The following is an 18281-nucleotide window of genomic DNA, read 5'->3' as shown; positions in this document are numbered from 1 at the left end:
TTTCAATCCACGCCCCCGCATGGGGGGCGACGCCCAATATGGCATCTTCCACGCCAGATTAAATTGTGTTTCAATCCACGCCCCCGCATGGGGGGCGACTCTGCCATTTAATTTACCTGCCTATCATTTCGTTTCTGTTTCAATCCACGCCCCCGCATGGGGGGCGACCATCTTCCCTCTGCTTCTTAATCTCTTTTGCCCGTTTCAATCCACGCCCCCGCATGGGGGGCGACGCCCTCGCTCTGCCCACATTGTCTGGCAATCTTGTTTCAATCCACGCCCCCGCATGGGGGGCGACGATAACCTTAAGAGCAGGAGCAGAGCAAAGCATAGTTTCAATCCACGCCCCCGCATGGGGGGCGACAGCTTTTTGCTACATCACTTGCTATAATTTTGGTAGTTTCAATCCACGCCCCCGCATGGGGGGCGACCCATACTTTTTTAATTGCTTCAAATTCTAGGTCAGTTTCAATCCACGCCCCCGCATGGGGGGCGACCTAATTGCTAATTTAACAATAAAGGAGTTACAAGTTTCAATCCACGCCCCCGCATGGGGGGCGACCCTATCTGGTTTCTTATCTGGTTTAAGAGGTAAGTTTCAATCCACGCCCCCGCATGGGGGGCGACTTTCATTGGTGGGCTGTTACCTCGCTTAAAAAAAGTTTCAATCCACGCCCCCGCATGGGGGGCGACTTCCAATTTTTCGTGCAACTTTGTCGTTGCAAAGTTTCAATCCACGCCCCCGCATGGGGGGCGACTGTCTTGCCTCAATGTTATCCTGTCCTGTCAAATGTTTCAATCCACGCCCCCGCATGGGGGGCGACTTCATTCGTAGAAAAAATATTCCACTTTTAAAAAGTTTCAATCCACGCCCCCGCATGGGGGGCGACTCTTTGCATCTTTTCTAACTTCTTCTATTTTTAGTTTCAATCCACGCCCCCGCATGGGGGGCGACCAAGCTATAATCCTCTTCTGTTTTTTCTATAGTGTTTCAATCCACGCCCCCGCATGGGGGGCGACTTTGGAAAAATCAAATATATGCCTTTTGTCAAAAGTTTCAATCCACGCCCCCGCATGGGGGGCGACCTTTTCCTATCTTCTCTATTTTCCAATCAGTGTGTTTCAATCCACGCCCCCGCATGGGGGGCGACTTTGAAAAATCACAATCGGCTTCTTGATTATCTGTTTCAATCCACGCCCCCGCATGGGGGGCGACATCGTCATCGCAGAGACAGCTGCGCCAACAGCAAGTTTCAATCCACGCCCCCGCATGGGGGGCGACGAATAGTAATATCAGAGGTTTCAGCCCGAGATTGTTTCAATCCACGCCCCCGCATGGGGGGCGACGAATAGTAATATCAGAGGTTTCAGCCCGAGATTGTTTCAATCCACGCCCCCGCATGGGGGGCGACAACAAAGATAACAGTAACTTTCCCTGCAAAATTAGTTTCAATCCACGCCCCCGCATGGGGGGCGACGCTAATTGATGTCCTATTAGTGTATCAAATCGATTGTTTCAATCCACGCCCCCGCATGGGGGACGACATGAAGACCAAAATATTATGGTAACATTGCACGAGTTTCAATCCACGCCCCCGCATGGGGGGCGACAGTGATGTAGCAAAAAGCTGGCATCTTGTTGGAGTTTCAATCCACGCCCCCACATGGGGGGCGACTACGATCCCACCAGAAGAAAAGGCAAGACGAGAAGTTTCAATCCACGCCCCCGCATGGGGGGCGACAACATATTAAAACAAGGAGACAAGAAATGAAGGGTTTCAATCCACGCCCCCGCATGGGGGGCGACGGCGAAAATCCCTGCGGTAATCGAGCATATTGAGTTTCAATCCACGCCCCCGCATGGGGGGCGACGGCTCAGAGAGTATTTTTAGGTGAGTTCAGGGTGTTTCAATCCACGCCCCCGCATGGGGGGCGACCTGTCAAATGAACCGCTTGACTTCCAAATTTTTCTTGTTTCAATCCACGCCCCCGCATGGGGGGCGACCTTAAACCGATTTTCCTCAATTACAAATTTCTTATGTTTCAATCCACGCCCCCGCATGGGGGGCGACTATCATCATAGCTGATGTCAGCTATGATGATAGTTTCAATCCACGCCCCCGCATGGGGGGCGACATTGAAATTTACTTATGGAGATGATAAATGAGTTTCAATCCACGCCCCCGCATGGGGGGCGACCAATGAAATATCAATCGTGGGATACGGCTATTAAGTTTCAATCCACGCCCCCGCATGGGGGGCGACATCTGCTGAAATTGCTCAAATGAGATAGTAAGAGTTTCAATCCACGCCCCCGCATGGGGGGCGACTAGAGAAAAAGCGAAAAGTTTAGGGTTTAGGTGGTTTCAATCCACGCCCCCGCATGGGGGGCGACCCTGCCGATTAAAGATAATAGAAACAATAAATCGTTTCAATCCACGCCCCCGCATGGGGGGCGACGGCATACAAGCGACAAAAAAAATATACTTAACAGGTTTCAATCCACGCCCCCGCATGGGGGGCGACGGAATAATCAGATTGTAAGGCTTGAGTTTTATGGTTTCAATCCACGCCCCCGCATGGGGGGCGACGATTGAGACAATGTTGTCTTCTGGCGTGGTCTAGTTTCAATCCACGCCCCCGCATGGGGGGCGACGGTAAGGAAAATAGGTTTTTCCCTCTGGTGCAGGTTTCAATCCACGCCCCCGCATGGGGGGCGACGCTGTCTTGCTTTCTGTCATTTAACCTAGTAGTTTCAATCCACGCCCCCGCATGGGGGGCGACTGTCAGGAGCATCTAACCTTGAAGAATTACAAGGTTTCAATCCACGCCCCCGCATGGGGGGCGACCTAATCTTTTTTGATATAGTTTCAATTCTTCCTGTTTCAATCCACGCCCCCGCATGGGGGGCGACTAAGACGGGTTATTTATTAGAGGATGGCACGAAAGTTTCAATCCACGCCCCCGCATGGGGGGCGACTAAGACGGGTTATTTATTAGAGGATGGCACGAAAGTTTCAATCCACGCCCCCGCATGGGGGGCGACGCCAGGAAATATCTATCTCCTGACTGGCTTCTGTTTCAATCCACGCCCCCGCATGGGGGGCGACAATAACTTTTTCATTCTTTCCTCCTTTCTATTCTGTTTCAATCCACGCCCCCGCATGGGGGGCGACTTGGCAAAGCGTAGGAAGTAATGATACTATTATAGTTTCAATCCACGCCCCCGCATGGGGGGCGACTCCGTAAGGGAAAAATATAAAAAATCATCTAAGTTTCAATCCACGCCCCCGCATGGGGGGCGACGGCAAAATTTCTAAAAGAGACATTTGGTTTTCCAGTTTCAATCCACGCCCCCGCATGGGGGGCGACCGTTTCCATATAACTCATTGTTTCTCAACTGGTAATCAACCACTTTTTGCGAACCACCAATTTTAATGGCAATTAATCTCCAATTGTCAAAGAACAATATTCCTAACCAACACATTTTAAATATGTTATACCCAATGCGAACCCTCCTGGGAATTTATGTGAACTTAAGGTTCGCATTCTGATCAAACAATCAACGGACCATCCTGATCAGGCGATTTTTTTAGACCAACATGCTCTATGCGGCGTTTCCAATTAGAGCCAAGATAATAAAATCGCAAGCTATCTTTTTCAGGATCGATCTCATCAAGCAACCTTTGACGCAAAACCGTCCACTGGGCAGGATCAACCATGCATTCAAAAACAGAGTACTGAACCCTCTGTCCATAGTCTTGACAGGCTTTTGCCACTCTGCGTAAGCGACGCTGTCCCGAAGCTTCCGTAGAAACATCATAACTGACTATCACAAACATTACATTACCTCACTTCCAGATAAAAGGCGGATAAGTATCCAAATCCCCACGCAAATGCCGTGCAAGCAGTAATGCTTGAATATGAAAGAGCAAGCCGATGGTTACTTTTTCATCAAGAAACGGATGCATAATCTCATCTTGTTTACGATTCTGATAAGCAATCAGTACAGTTTTTCTTGTATCATCATTCATAAGCACCGCACTGTTTTCTTTTTCTTCAAATCCTTTTCCCTGGATCTGACTGAGGTTTACCAGGGAGAGTGCCAGTCTGTCAGCAAGGAATGGCCTGAACTCTTCCATCATATCAAGTGCCAGCCCATAGCGTCCCGGACGGTCTCTGTGCAGAAAACCGACCGCAGGGTCAAGCCCGGCCACTTCAAGTGCAGAACGGACATCATGCATTAGGAGTGTGTACAAAAACGACAGCAAGCAGTTTACCTTATCCAGAGGTGGCCTTCGGTTTCGCTGCAAAAAAGAAAACTCCTCTTTTTGGGAGGTAATGAGATGATCAAAAACGCTAAAATATGTATGTGCCACATCCCCCTCAATTCCCCTGATAACATCAAGCGAATTCTCGTTCTGTATTCGTCGTAGCGATGAACTTAAAAGTTTTGATGCATGGCTAACTCCATCGGTATTTGATTTCTCCTGGTGGTCCCTTAGAAATCGCTGCAAGACCGTTCTGCAGTTAGCAATTTTTCCTGTCAGGACAGCCCTGGCGATATTTGCAGACCCTGCTTCATCATCCGCACGCCGGTACTGTTCCCGTCGCAGCAGTACATTGCCTGAAACAGGGCCTTGAACCTTTGCCAGAAAGCGTCCGTACTCGGTAAGGAAACTTATGGCAACATTCTGCTCAGCACAATAGCCCATCAAGTATGGGCTGCAGGTTATCTGGCCAAAACAGACAATACCGCCTATTGTATGAACAGGCACCCTCAACCGGATTTCTTTATCAACCTTTACAACTACGGTTTCACCCTCTTTGGCAAGATACGCCCCCTGGGTTGTTACAAATAATGTATTTAGATGTCTCTTCATTATTCACTCCACCATTGCCCTAGTCAGATACCTGCCTGCTGATCCATTTCGGTTGCAAGTTTTCGGAAGGCACACTTCAATCAGAGAGCAACTTTCACACTTCTTAGAATACTGCGGCGCAGGAGTAATTCCCGATGCAATAAGCTGGTGTAATCTTTTAGAGGCCTCTTCTGTTTCCTTCCTCAGATTCAGGTCAAACACAACATCCTGCCTTCGTCGTATCTTTCCGTAAAACAGGGCACCGCCATCTATTTCGACATTTAGCATCTCTTCCAGACATATAGCCTGGGCACAAAGCTGTACCCTATCGCAGTTATCCTGTTTTGGTTGCCCCCGCTTGAATTCCACAGGGAAGGGATGCCACATATTACCCTGCCGGTGGAATTCCACAACATCCGCCTTACCTGCTAATCCAAGCCGAAACGAGCGAAGCGGCACTGCGAATTCACTCCGGATATTATGCCGTGTTTCATGCTTTCCTGTATCAACACGGTCATGCATAATCCGACCCTCAGCAGTAAACAGGTTTTCGCTCCATGCCTGTTCAATATGTATCAACGCACATTGACGCTCGCAAAACAATAGATGCTGTAATGCCGAGAGTGGAAGGAGATCGTCTTCAGTATATGAATATGACATTAATTTTTCTCAATGACAATATTGTTCGGATTAAATATTTCCGGCGTTAATCCGGAAATATCTTTGAGCTTTATTGAATAATCATCAATCTTTTTCGGATCACTTATCCCTTTTTTAAGATCAACGCTTAATGCCCGATGGACCACAGCAGACGAATATTGACCAGATTTGCAATTATGTTGCCACCATATAACGGTTAATAGTTCCATGCTGCCTTCAGGCCGTGCAGAAGAAGCATCATTGTCAAACAAATGTTCGAGTGCATTTTTTATTGCTGCAGCATCCTCATTGGTAAACCCTGTTTTTGAGGCAAGCTGAGGATTTATTGCGCCGTAGAATACATACAGTCCATGATCAACACGATGTTTCATCCCCATAGTATCCGATGCTTTCTTCTCCCCGTCTCCTTCACCACTAACGCTTTTTGTGATTTGTATGCTGGACACACTTACCGGCGTAACCGAAAAAGCAGAATGGATTGAGACAGGACCTCTAATTCCAACAGACACTCCTCCACCTTTCTTTTCGCTCCCATACGCAAACACTTGACCAAAAGCTCGAACATCTACCCATTTCTTACAGGCCTCTTCTCTAAAAGTGTTTTCGTCATTCATCGCCTTTTTTAATTCGCCTTCTGCCCTTGACCGTAAACTACGGTAATTATCCACCCTATTATCGTCTGATTGAACAAAAATACTGTATAAATATTCATCCTTATCATTCTTCATCTCCATCAATCGATTCCTGATTTTTCGTTTAATGCAGACATCAGACAACTCGCCCAACCCATCATAGTTTGTTCGTGGACGATTGCCATTTAATGGATCACCATTAGGATTAGCTCCGTTCACACTAAACACCACTGCAAAATCAATCTTGTTTTTCAAAGTTCCCATGAAATTATCCTCCTCTTTTTTATTCATCAATTTTTGTTACCATTTCTGGTTCGCTTTCATTTGTTGTTTCCACCTCCTTTGGTCTGAGCGATTCTCGCTGACAATGATAGCCAAGCAAAAATTCACCACTTAATTTTTTGTCACTGATGTAATCATCAGGATGCTCAAACATAGCATGCACCTTATCAATCAATACTTGTCTTTTTTGAGATTTTGCTTTCAACCGGGCTTTATAGGGTGCAAGCGAAAGCTCGATTATCTTCCAGGTGCTGTAAGGATGATCCGCAAACCTCTGCATCAACCTCGCAGCATTGGTCTGTCTATCCTCCTTCGCCTCATTCAAAGCCCATTGCTCCAGACTGTCTGCTAATGCCAACAGCCTTCCATAAAGGTAATCTCTTGTTTTTCTGTTCTCGTCTAAAGCCATATCATATCCCTCCTTTTCGTTTAATTTTCTAAAAATCGCACAGGCTATACTGAGCGTTTTATTCCATTCCCATTCCTCCATTCCTGCCCTATTACTTGCCCGACGAATTGCTGAATCAACAATATCCCGAGGAATCTGCTGCCCATCAATAATGCAGGGCAAAAGTCTTTCAACTGTTGTTTTTTTTAATTTATTGTCCACCTTGCTTCCATATGCCGCTTCAGCGATATCTTTGGGTGCCGGAGCGCCGACAAATCGAATGTGTCCTTTTGTTTCAGGATTATATCCATAGTCATGAATCCAGGCACAGGTATCATGCCATTTTTCTAAACGGCTAAGAAATTCCGATCCTGTCAGTTCACGGTAGAAAGTAATCGCTATACGTCCCGGTGTTGCTGAATCAAGACCCATAACCACAACACCACTTGCATCTCCCAAGTCAGATTTATATCCCGCTATTTTTTTCTTCAGCTTGATGGCAAGGTTCTGCGCGGTAAATATGCTACCACAATCATCGTTCTTAAGATTCTTTTCTCCCAAAATTGATAGAGGATCATCAAGAGGATTGGGGATTGACATCCCGGATGTAGCCCAAGCAACAATAGCCTGATCTCCACTACGATATCCCTGACGGCTGATAAGCCAACGAAGAGCACTATGCGATTTCTGAGTAACTTCAAAGCCAACGCCACAGGTTTGATATGTGTTATGTTTTTTTGTGTCTGTGAATCGGCCTCGAAAAGTGAATCCACTCCAATCATTTGATGAGATAATTTTTGCACCATCATCACTGTATCTAATTTTTTTGGGATGCTGGCTTGCCATGAATCTTTGTTCTCCTGTAACATAGCAAAGCCCCTTGACCGATTTTACACTTCCGTAATAATTCACCCATGATTCCCATATAGTCGGATCAGTCCAAATGGACGACTGCGGGTCACCAGGAACTTCTACACTCCATCGCACAAAGGCATCAGCCTGCCAGGGTTTCTTCTTGCCCTTATTATCAACACCTCCCGGAAGCAATTTAAATATTTCCAGGATATTATCATTCTCTGACCATTGGTTCATTAGCAATCTGGTACTTGGTCGCAGATGTAGTATACCTTCTTTGACAAGATCAGCCACAACAGTACCTTTTTTCACATAATCCAGTATTGCTAATACTTTTGGATGCTTATATGAAGAATCACACCAGTCAGACAATTGCTTAACGTAGGCATTATGCGGTTCATGAGGATCATCTGTAAAACCAACCGTAACTTCTCCACCAAATTCAAGGAAATCTCCGGCGATATATTGCAACTTATCGCAAAGAGGGTAACAAGCAGGTTTTTTACCAGATCTTCCTGCTGATTCTTCGGTTGCTGGAATAATAGTTTTTGCTTCTGATCTTGGCACAACTGCCGCCCTGACAAATTCGCCGGAGAGGTTGATAACAATATTTATCTGCGCATTCTGTATTGTATGGCAAATTGGGAGAAGCGGCACTTCATTTTCTTCGCCAACCTTTCCAATCATCGATTGACAGTTTTCATATGTTTCATACAGTTTTTGTATCCAGCTCATCGAATAATCCCTCCTCTTGTAATCCCACCGATTGTGGTGGATTGGCGTTCATTGGTCTTACAAGTTTTCGGATGGTGCATTTTTCAGGTCGAATAAAATCAATTTGGCCATCAATCATCTTAGGACGCCAGAATCGGGCATGAAGTTCATCTTTCCCAAATTCGTCAGGATAATCAAAGCCGTGAAACATTAAATCAAATGCGATTTCGCCATAATTATCATAGTCGCCTATCCCTTCTCCAAATCTACACGGTTCTACATACCCCTGACATTCCCTCGCACCCAAAAAAATATCTCTTCTCCCACCCTTTTCTATCATTCGCTTGGCAACAAAATAATGTTTGTTTTCGTTCCTATCGCCTGCCATATCCTTGCGATTCATATTCCACTCAAAATGTGCCTGAACTTGATACTCTACATGGGCAAGGTAAGTGTAGATAGCCAGAGAATTGCCTCCGCTATAATCAACAGGCTTTGCGCTACGAGTCTGTGTTCTAATCCGTTTCATTACCCTGACGCAATCGATAATCCACACAATAGTCGGTGTCCAATAAACCGAGCTTAATACACCTTTCAATGCTTCATAAGTCGGGATATGATATGAACATTTCTCTCCACCAATTTTTGTTAGCGGATCAGTAAAAAGGGCGTATTTACCCTGGATTTTTAGTTCTACTTTATTTGCTTTTTCCATAAATACCTCCCTGGCAATTAAACATTTAAAAATCTCATGTCTTTCACCGGCATTTCGTTTAACCCGAATTCATCACTATAATACCGTTCATCAAGGTACAAAATCCCTGAGTTTTCCCGGGCTTCATAGACAGCTTGCTCTTCTTGTAACCTTTTTAGTACATCCGGAAACACATTCACCGAATACCGCTGGGCTTGCCTAATTAACTTATATTGTTTTTCTAATCCTTGAATGGAACAAAGGTTATTGATAAGCTCTTTTCCTTCTTTCCCATATGGCACAATAATTCCACGCGATATAGAATCAATAACTTGAAAAGACTTCGCAGCCGTCATAAAAGCCTGTCTTAAAGGAATCGTAGGCGGCTTATTCTTGATTCGCTTATACTCATCTACTGACAGGGAATTAACCGATAAAAGATTAAACAAATCATCAGCCCTCCCAACAGAAGAATTAGCCGTAACAGAATATTTCATTTCATCCTTTCTTTGATAGAAGTAGTACTGGTAATACTGTTCCACTGCCTCAGGGCTTAAGATGTTATTCCCAAATCTTTCGGGGCTGTTTTTAAATTCATTTAGCAATCGCTCTGTTTTCTCTTTACCTATTCTAATATCCTCAATCATATCTATATTTTCTTTCGCCGGATTGATTATTAATGCTTCGCCAGTTGATCGTTCACGATGACGATTACATCTGCCTGCTGCTTGCACAATTGAATCAAGCCCTGCCAAAAAGCGAATGACCGAGCCAAAAGAAATGTCAACACCGGCCTCAATAAGCTGAGTACTGATACAAATAACAGGTTTTTTGTCAGGCAAACAGGCTTTAACCTGATCCAGCACCACCATGCGATGAGCCGGACACATATGAGTGCTTAAATGATATGTTTCAATATGTTCGAGCTGTTTGCATTGTTGATAGATTTCCCGGGCTGATGTTTTTGTGTTTACAACCACCAGAACACTTTTTGATTTATTAACCTGTTCTTTTGCAAGCTCTGTTATTTCATCATTTCTCCATCCGCCAACCTTTGTCTTATCATAAACCTCAACCCGCTTTAAATCATCAAATATTTGTCTTGCATCAGAAACCATTTGTTGTTCTTTTGTAATAGGCAGTGCCCTTGATTTCGGTTCGATTTTATCCAAAAGCGGCTGAGTAGCCGTACAAAGCACAACTGTAGAATTACAGTTATTTACCAAAAAATTTATGGCTGTATTAAACAAGTGTACACACTTCACCGGTAAAGTTTGAACTTCATCAAAAATAATCACTGCGTTTGCAAGCTGATGCATCCTACGTGCACCTCTTGTGCCAGAACCAAACAAAGCATCCAGAATCTGCACATTTGTTGTCAGCACAACAGGTGCATCCCAATTTTCAGAGAGCACTTTTTGCATGGCTGTTTCTTTATCCGGCATAAGATTAGAGTGGTGTTCTAATACAACATCATTTGGATAGTTACCATTTTCGTCCTTTTCCTCTAATACCTTGCGTATCTCTTCGGCATTCTGGTCGATAATAGTTGTATATGGCAATACATAGATAATTCTATCCATTTTGTGTTTATCCGCATGATGCAAAGCAAATCTCAGGCTGGCAAATGTTTTTCCACCACCGGTTGCAACAGTCAACTGATACAATCCATTAGGCTTATCGGCAAAATCGTAACAGGCTTTTGATATTTCTTGCCGTATGGCATTAATTCCTTTTGAGTCAAAATGCTGTAGCTTTTTGTTTAATTTTTCTATTAGGACAGTCCAATTCTTATATTTACCATGATTTCTCATTTTTGCTAAGGATGGTGATTCAAAATCAGCCGTATCCAATCGGTCAGCATCAATAAGGCAACTGTATAGAAACCGTACAAGCAGACCACATTTAAAAGATAGTGTTTCTTGAGAATCCAGTGAGGTTCTCAATGTTTTGAATCGATTTACAACATTTCCCAAAAATTCTTCTGACTGCAACAGATTTATTATGTTTGCTTTATTGCTAATTTTTTTGAGCACTTCATCAAAATGCGATCTTTCTTCCCTTTTGCCCATGCGTTCTGAATAAGTATCTATACCTTCAGGGGTAATACAATCCAGTAATCCTGAGTGATGGGAAGCAATACAAAGCGATAAAATTTGCGAAACAAACAATGCTTCATACCCTTTTTCTGCGAGATTACGACAGATCAATTGTGCTCCAGCAGTAGAGTGATCTACTTTTCCCTTTAATCCAACCGTATCCACATACTCATCTTCGTCCGGATTAACAAGACCAACAGATACTTTAATGTATTCTTGAAATTCCTGACTTGCTTTTCCGATATCATGTAAAAGCCCTATTAACTCACCTTGCTTTTGAAGTCCAATCTTTGAAGCAAATTCACCTGTTTTCTTTGAAACCGCTTCGAGATGATGGGAAAGCCAGTGTATTTCTCCATCTTTTTTTCTGCGATGAGCAATATAATCAAAGTTTAAAAACATATTGAAAATTCTCACTTTCGGCACAGATTTATTTCTATTGGTAGATAAGTCCATTCCCCGGCTCCGAATTCCTCTGCAAATTTCTGTACAAGTCCGAGAACATTTAGCAGGTACTCATCAAGCGGTTGCCATTCATCCGTAAATTTTCCATCAATGCTGTTAACTCTTTCGACTCATTTCCCCTTCGTTTCTCAACAGTAGTTGCTAAATCTATCAAAAACGCATCCCCTTTTTTATTTAACTACACTTCCTTTAACAACTCAAAATATTCTTCTCTTGAGATGTCTATAGTTTAGCACTTTTGGACGGGTTTGTTGCGCTCAGTTTTGGTCAAACCATTCTCTTCAAGCCATTGTCCACACTTTCGCTGAAATCCAGGCGATATCTTACCCAGGTCATGAATAGCCACAATAGATCCAATATCTTTTGGTTTTAACTGAAAAAGATTAATGATATTCGGTAAAGCCTCAGCAATACAGCATGCTACACACCCGACATTTACCATATGCTGGTAGACAGAAATACCGGGTTTTCCCTCCGAAGTAGTTTTTGCCCAAAAATAAGTCATTGCTTTGTTCATCATCAATTCCTATGAAAGTTTTTAACATTTTGTAACTGTTCAGGATATAGCCACAGAGTCACAGAGAACACAGAGGGAATATATAACCACGAATGACCACGAATGCACAAAAAGATTTGTAGTGCGAGGCTTTAGCCTCGCTTCTGGCAAACAGGAAAGCGAACCTAAAGGTTCGCACTACATTTATCGAATGTCACAGGTTAATTCGTGTCCTTATGTGGCTAATTGCCTTAATTCTCTGTGAACTCTGTGCCTCTGTGACTGAACGCTTACAACATTTTATCCTAAATCCTAATGAGTGTCAAGAAAAAAATTCGACCTGTGCGGTTAGGTTTAAATAAAATGCAAGAAGCAGATATTCAATGCTACAAACAGGTCGCTCCTACGGAGCTACAAACATATTGCTTTTGCGGAATGCTACAAACAGATTGCTCCTACGGAGCTTTATTTATATTAGCTCCAGAGGAGCGGTCTGTTTGTAGAAAGATTATATCCTTAACAACATAATTAGCTCCAGAGGAGCGACCTGTGTATTCTTTTTCTCACCCTAACCGCACAGGTGGAAATAAAGTAACACCAGCAATGCGTCAGTGAAATGGAAATAGCGAATTAGTGAATTAGAGATTAGCGAATTAGGTTGCGTCCGTGCTTTTGCAAGCTTCCCGCATCCCGAATTTCACTCCCTTTCTCCCCATCTCCCCTTCTCTGTTTCTTGCTTTGTGCTCCACGCTCCGTGCTATATTTTCATTGTCCTTTGTGTGCCGCAGGCTCATGAGCGTTTCTCCATAAACTCCTTTTTAAACTCTAAAAATCTATCCTTTAAAATTGCCTCTCTAATCTTTTTCATTAAATCAATGAAAAAGTAAAGATTATGTATAGTGGTCAGGCGGACACCAAGAATTTCATCAGAATGGATAAGATGGCGGATGTATGCCCTTGAGTAATTCTGGCAGGTATAACAGCCGCATTCCGAATCAATAGGAGAAAAGTCATCCGCACAAGGGGCATTTCTGATGACTAATGGTCCTTGTAAGGTAAATACCTGGCCGGTGCGTGCATGTCTTGTTGGCATCACACAATCAAACATATCCACGCCTAATTCTACGGCATTTAAAATATCCTCTGGCGGACCTACACCCATTAAATATTTAGGTTTATTCGCTGGTAATTGTGGTGTCGTGTATTCTAACACCTCCAACAGCAATTCTTTTGGCTCTCCGACACTCACACCCCCAACCGCATATCCATCAAAGTCTAAATTAACCAGTTCCTCGACACTTTGTCCCCGAAGGTCTTTATAAAAATTACCCTGAACAATGCCAAAAAGTGCTGAATCATCCCTCTGTTCTCTGCCTTCTCCCTCCTGTATCTTCTCCTTACATCTCTTAGCCCAGCGTGTTGTTCTCTCCTTTGCCTCCTTTGCCTGGTCATATTCACAGGGATACGGAGCACATTCATCCAGAGCCATAATTATATCCGAGCCTAATATTAATTGAAATTCTGTAACTTGCTCCGGGGTAAAAAAATGGTAAGAGCCATCGATGTGTGATTGAAATCTAACGCCTTCATCTGTAATCTTGCGTAACGCACCGAGGCTGAATATCTGGTAACCGCCACTATCACTCAGGATTGGTCTATCCCAGTGCATAAATTGATGCAGACCGCTTGCCTTTTGAATTATATTTGCTCCAGGTCGTAAATACAAATGGTAGGCATTACCCAGGATAATTTCTGCCCCGATACTTTTAAGTTCCTCTGGACTCATACATTTAACTGTTGCTTGAGTCCCAACAGGCATAAAAACAGGGGTATTAACCTTACCATGTAAAGTGGTTATCTCACCTATCCTTGCTTTACAATCTTTAGATTGCTTAAGTAATTGGAATTTCATAATTCCTCACTGTAACTGTTCAGCCACAGATGAACACGGATGAAACACTGAGTTAATCAGTGGCTGAATAGTTACCCTCTATCTGTAACATTTTAGCCATCTGAAGTGAAATTCAGGTAATCAGTTATCGGTCATCAGGTTATCGGTAAAGGGAAAAGATCAATTGGTTGTTACCGATTACCGATTACCTGATTACCGATTACCTTGCACTTCATTTGGGTAAATAGTTACCTCTATCTTTTTTGTCCCTCGCCAGTCATAGGCACAAATCTCACCGGGATGATAGGTTTACGACTAAATTGTGTATTTGATATTTTAGTCAGTAGTAAAAGCACTTGATATGATTCTCCAACCGGGATAACCATTCTGCCACCTATTTTTAATTGTTCTGTTAGTGGTTGTGGGATATGGTCTGGGGCGCAGGTAACTATTATCCCATCATAGGGTGCATATTCTTCCCAACCTTTATATCCATCTCCGCATTTAACTTTGATGTTCTTATAACCTAATTTTTGTAGTTTTTGGCGGGCAGTATCAGCTAAAGGTTTGAGGATTTCAATGGTATAGACTTCTTTGACTATCTCGGCTAATATTGCCGCCTGATAGCCAGAACCAGTGCCTATTTCAAGCACCTTCTCATCCCCTTTTAACCCTAATAACTCGGTCATCAAGGCAACAATATATGGTTGAGAAATAGTTTGGTTTTCCCCTATTGGAAGTGGGCTATCAATATAAGCCATTTCTTTTACTTCATCTGGAACAAACTTATGCCTTTCTACCTTTAGCATTGCCTTTAAGACTAATTGGTCAGATACACCTCTGGCGATAATCTGTTCCTGAATCATTTGTTCTCGTAGAGATGTGTATTTACTCGCTGGTAATGTAGATTTCTGGCAGGAAATTAAGTTTAAACTCATAAGCAAAATTATGAAAAGAATATATTTGTTCATCTTACAAAATCTCCCGTAAATTTTAACCTGATTCAGTCAACTCAATTATTTTTGTATCTATTCAGGTATATTTTTGACCTGTATATCAACAATTATTTAATAAGTGTAACCGTTCAGGGCTATACATTAGAAGTGTAAACAAGGAGAAATGGGGAAAAGGGAGAATTGGAGAAATGGCTTAAACTTTTTCTTGCTCCACCTTTCGGACATCAATCCTGGTGTCGTGTTGAGTAAGTTTTGCACGGGGCATCATCAGGTTTCGTAACCTGCAAACGGATAGTTACCAGAATCAAATTCCGTGCATTATTTGTTCAACACGACACTAACTTTTTATGGACATTAATACAGGCATTAATAATCTTATCAGTTAACTCTTCTTTTCTCCACTTCTCCATTTTCTCCCTTTCTCCTTATTTTTATCCTACCTGAACTCTTACTAATAAGTTTATAGCATAATTTTTAAGAGTTGTCAAGAGGCTGACCGAGAATTTTGTTAATTTTAAATTTTTTTCTTGCAAAAAATTTTAAAATATGATATATTATAAAAAATTTAAAATAGGGTTTTGCAAAATTTAACTGGTAACGGGTACCTAATTACCATTTACCAATTACCATTTACCAAATTTAAGGAGGTTATAAAATAAGTGACGACGATTACAATGAAACAACTTTTAGAAGCAGGGGTGCACTTTGGTCATCAAACCCAACGATGGAATCCAAAGATGGCACCTTATATCTTTTCAGAGAGGAATGATATTCATATCATTAATCTTCAAAAGGCAATGAAAGGGTTAAAAGAGGCATATAGCTTTGTTCAGGAAACGGCTAAGACAAAAAAGCCTGTCTTATTTGTTGGGACAAAGAAACAAATTCAAACCGTAGTTATGGAAGAGGCAATTCGATGTCAGATGCCGTATGTAACTCAACGCTGGTTAGGAGGAACTCTGACTAATTTTGAGACAGTAAAGAAAAGTATTAAAAGACTTAATGAGATTAAGAAAATGGAGGAAGGAGGGGTATTTGAAAAATTACCCAAAAAGGAAGTGGCTCTTTTAAAAAAGGAAATGAATAGATTGGAAATTCTATTGGGTGGGATTAAAGAGATAAAAACCTTGCCAGGGGCATTATTTATTGTGGATACGAAAAAAGAAAAGATAGCTATTCTAGAAGCGAGAAGATTAAACATTCCAATTGTGGGCGTTGTTGATACCAATGGCGACCCGGATGAGGTAGATTATTGCATCCCTGGTAATGATGATGCGATTCGTTCGGTGAAGTTAATTGCCTCGGTGATTGCCGATGGTATAATGGAAGGTAAAAGATTAGCAGATAAACTACCAGTTGAAGAAGAGACGGCTCAAGTAGAGGAAGAAGAGGAAAAAATATTTCTGAAGTTAGAAGAAGAGGAAGAATTACTCCCACAATTCTATGAGGAATTAGACAAAGAGCTTATAGAAAAAACACTCAAGGAAAAAGAAGAAATAGTGGAAGATTAAGAAAGGAGAAAAATTATGGTTATTAGTGCAGAACAAGTAAAACAGCTCCGCGAAATTACCGGAGCACCGATGATGGAATGCAAAGAGGCATTACAAAAGGCTAATGGAGTTGTTGAAGAGGCATTGAAAATTTTACGCACACAGGGATTAGCCGAAGCAAAGAAAAAACAAGTCCGCGAAACCAAAGAAGGAACAATATTTTCTTATATCCATCCTGGTGGAAAACTTGGGGTGTTGGTTGAAATTAATTGTGAAACAGATTTTGTGGCTAAAAATTCTGAATTTCAAGAATTAGTGAAAAATATCGCCATGCAAATCGCCGCCTCTAATCCTTATGTTGTCTCCAAAGACCAGGTTAGAGAAGAAATGGTTGCCAATGAAAGGGAAATTTACATAGAACAGGCGAAAAAATCAGGTAAACCAGAAAAATTCTGGGATAAAATTGTTGAAGGCAGATTGGAAAAATATTATAAGGAAATCTGTTTGTTGGAACAACCTTATATTAAAGACCCCGCTATAACTGTTTCTGACTATGTGGCGAGTGTGATTGCCAAATTAAGAGAAAACATAACCATTCGCAGGTTTGTTCGCTATGCGATTGGTGAGAAAATTAAGGAGGGATAGGCAATGCCAGGAGAATCAGTAGCTTATAAAGAATATACACTTCCACCTTATTATGATAGATTTATAGATGAACGCGAGAAAAGGTTTGTCGCAGAAATTCAACGATTAGAAGATTTGATAAAAAGTGGGAATCAACAAATAAATCAACGGATTGATGCACTTGAAGTCCGGATGGATGGATTTGAAAAACGAATGGATGGATTCGAAAAACGAATGGATGGAATTTCAGGTAAAATTGACCACCTCTTTTATTGGCTAATTGGTTTATTTGTCCCGCTAATCTTATCTGTAACTGGAGCAGTGTTAACTATGATTTTTAAATAAAGGAAACACAAAAGGTGACTGATAATAAAAAACCTGTCTTTAAACGAGTTTTGTTCAAACTCAGTGGTGAAGTGCTTCAAGGTAAAAAAGGTTATGGAATTGAACCAGAAGTTATTGCCTCCATTGCCGAACAAATTAAAGACATTCACAATCTGGGGGTAGAAATAGCCATTAGTATCGGCGGCGGGAATATCTTTCGTGGCGTGAGTGTTTATGGTTCACAAATGGATAGAACCTCAGCTGACCATATGGGTATGTTAGCCACGGTGATAAATGCCATTGCCTTGCAAGATGCCCTGGAGACACGGCAGGTTTTTTGCCGGGTCCAGAGTGCCATTGAGATGCAAAGAATTGCTGAACCGTATATTCGCAGAAGGGCAATCAGGCATTTGGAAAAAGGACGGGTAGTGATTTTTGCCGCAGGAACAGGTAATCCTTTTTTTTCCACAGATACAGCCGCGGCACTTCGAGCCGCAGAAATTGGGGCTGAGGTTATCCTGAAAGCAACTAAAGTAGATGGTATCTTTTCTAAAGACCCGGTTAAATATCCCGATGCAGTTAAATATGATAAAATATCCTATATGGAGGTCATTAACGAAAGATTGCGAATAATGGATTTCACCGCAATATCTTTATGTATGGAAAATAACATCCCCATAATTGTCTTTAATCTATTAAAACCCAATAACCTGCTTAATATTATTTTAGGAGAAAAGATTGGAACTATTGTTTCATAAAACTGGTAACTAATTACCAGCTACCATTTAACTAATTACCAACTAAAAAGGTAACCGTTGAGGGATATAGCCACAGAGTCACAGAGAACAG

General features: G+C 42.2%; 15 protein-coding genes and 1 CRISPR repeat array. Of the genes, 5 read left to right on the top strand and 10 right to left on the bottom strand.

All coding sequences use genetic code 11. The annotated features are described in order from the left end of the window. Position 1 precedes the first annotated feature (1 nt). Positions 2-3372: a CRISPR direct-repeat array (repeat unit 32 nt; unit sequence GTTTCAATCCACGCCCCCGCATGGGGGGCGAC). Positions 3373-3554: 182 nt separating this feature from the next. From cas2 to AB1414_01615, 8 genes are all read right to left on the bottom strand, one after another. After that, complete coding sequence (gene cas2, locus AB1414_01650; GenBank protein MEW6606144.1) at positions 3555-3842, bottom strand: CRISPR-associated endonuclease Cas2; 288 nt, start codon at positions 3840-3842, stop codon at positions 3555-3557. 9 nt (positions 3843-3851) lie between these two features. Then, complete coding sequence (cas1c, locus tag AB1414_01645; GenBank protein ID MEW6606143.1) at positions 3852-4883, bottom strand: type I-C CRISPR-associated endonuclease Cas1c; 1032 nt, start codon at positions 4881-4883, stop codon at positions 3852-3854. Between the two features lie 3 nt (positions 4884-4886). After that, positions 4887-5522 (bottom strand): CRISPR-associated protein Cas4, encoded by a 636-nt coding sequence (gene cas4 / locus AB1414_01640; protein ID MEW6606142.1) that lies wholly within the window; start codon positions 5520-5522, stop codon positions 4887-4889. Continuing rightward, the gene (gene cas7c, locus AB1414_01635) at positions 5522-6418 is read right to left on the bottom strand and encodes a type I-C CRISPR-associated protein Cas7/Csd2 (GenBank protein MEW6606141.1); all 897 of its coding nucleotides are present in this window, start codon (positions 6416-6418) and stop codon (positions 5522-5524) included. The genes cas4 and cas7c overlap by 1 nt, the downstream gene beginning before the upstream one ends. Before the next feature lie 19 nt (positions 6419-6437). After that, on the bottom strand, positions 6438-8414 hold the full coding sequence (cas8c, locus tag AB1414_01630; protein ID MEW6606140.1) for a type I-C CRISPR-associated protein Cas8c/Csd1: 1977 nt from the start codon (positions 8412-8414) through the stop codon (positions 6438-6440). Continuing rightward, positions 8389-9108: a type I-C CRISPR-associated protein Cas5c gene (gene cas5c, locus AB1414_01625; protein MEW6606139.1), complete on the bottom strand. Its 720-nt coding sequence runs from the start codon at positions 9106-9108 to the stop codon at positions 8389-8391. Before cas5c ends, cas8c begins: the two co-directional genes overlap by 26 nt. Before the next feature lie 17 nt (positions 9109-9125). After that, on the bottom strand, positions 9126-11612 hold the full coding sequence (gene cas3, locus AB1414_01620) for a CRISPR-associated helicase Cas3' (protein ID MEW6606138.1): 2487 nt from the start codon (positions 11610-11612) through the stop codon (positions 9126-9128). A gap of 268 nt (positions 11613-11880) precedes the next feature. Continuing rightward, positions 11881-12171 (bottom strand): HD domain-containing protein, encoded by a 291-nt coding sequence (locus AB1414_01615; protein ID MEW6606137.1) that lies wholly within the window; start codon positions 12169-12171, stop codon positions 11881-11883. A gap of 339 nt (positions 12172-12510) precedes the next feature. Here AB1414_01615 and AB1414_01610 point away from each other — a divergent pair, with 339 nt between their 5' ends. Next, entirely contained in the window at positions 12511-12675 is a 165-nt protein-coding gene (locus AB1414_01610; protein ID MEW6606136.1) for a hypothetical protein, read from the top strand. A gap of 262 nt (positions 12676-12937) precedes the next feature. Here AB1414_01610 and tgt read toward each other — a convergent pair whose 3' ends face one another. Beyond that, on the bottom strand, positions 12938-14059 hold the full coding sequence (tgt, locus tag AB1414_01605) for a tRNA guanosine(34) transglycosylase Tgt (GenBank protein MEW6606135.1): 1122 nt from the start codon (positions 14057-14059) through the stop codon (positions 12938-12940). Between the two features lie 233 nt (positions 14060-14292). Continuing rightward, on the bottom strand, positions 14293-15009 hold the full coding sequence (locus AB1414_01600; GenBank protein ID MEW6606134.1) for a protein-L-isoaspartate(D-aspartate) O-methyltransferase: 717 nt from the start codon (positions 15007-15009) through the stop codon (positions 14293-14295). A 644-nt stretch (positions 15010-15653) separates the two neighbouring features. Between AB1414_01600 and rpsB the strand changes: the two genes are divergently transcribed. The 4 genes from rpsB to pyrH are packed head-to-tail and all read left to right on the top strand — an operon-like array spanning position 15654 to position 18190. Next, on the top strand, positions 15654-16505 hold the full coding sequence (rpsB, locus tag AB1414_01595; protein MEW6606133.1) for a 30S ribosomal protein S2: 852 nt from the start codon (positions 15654-15656) through the stop codon (positions 16503-16505). 15 nt (positions 16506-16520) lie between these two features. Next, on the top strand, positions 16521-17129 hold the full coding sequence (gene tsf, locus AB1414_01590; GenBank protein ID MEW6606132.1) for a translation elongation factor Ts: 609 nt from the start codon (positions 16521-16523) through the stop codon (positions 17127-17129). A gap of 3 nt (positions 17130-17132) precedes the next feature. Further along, positions 17133-17453 carry a hypothetical protein gene (locus AB1414_01585; GenBank protein ID MEW6606131.1) on the top strand — a complete coding sequence of 107 codons (321 nt, stop codon included), beginning with the start codon at positions 17133-17135 and terminating at the stop codon, positions 17451-17453. A 14-nt stretch (positions 17454-17467) separates the two neighbouring features. Further along, entirely contained in the window at positions 17468-18190 is a 723-nt protein-coding gene (gene pyrH, locus AB1414_01580; GenBank protein MEW6606130.1) for a UMP kinase, read from the top strand. Positions 18191-18281: the final 91 nt, after the last annotated feature.

This window comes from bacterium, assembly GCA_040755795.1.
GTDB lineage: Bacteria > UBA9089 > CG2-30-40-21 > CG2-30-40-21 > SBAY01 > JBFLXS01.
This window is presented reverse-complemented; position numbering and strand designations above follow the sequence as displayed.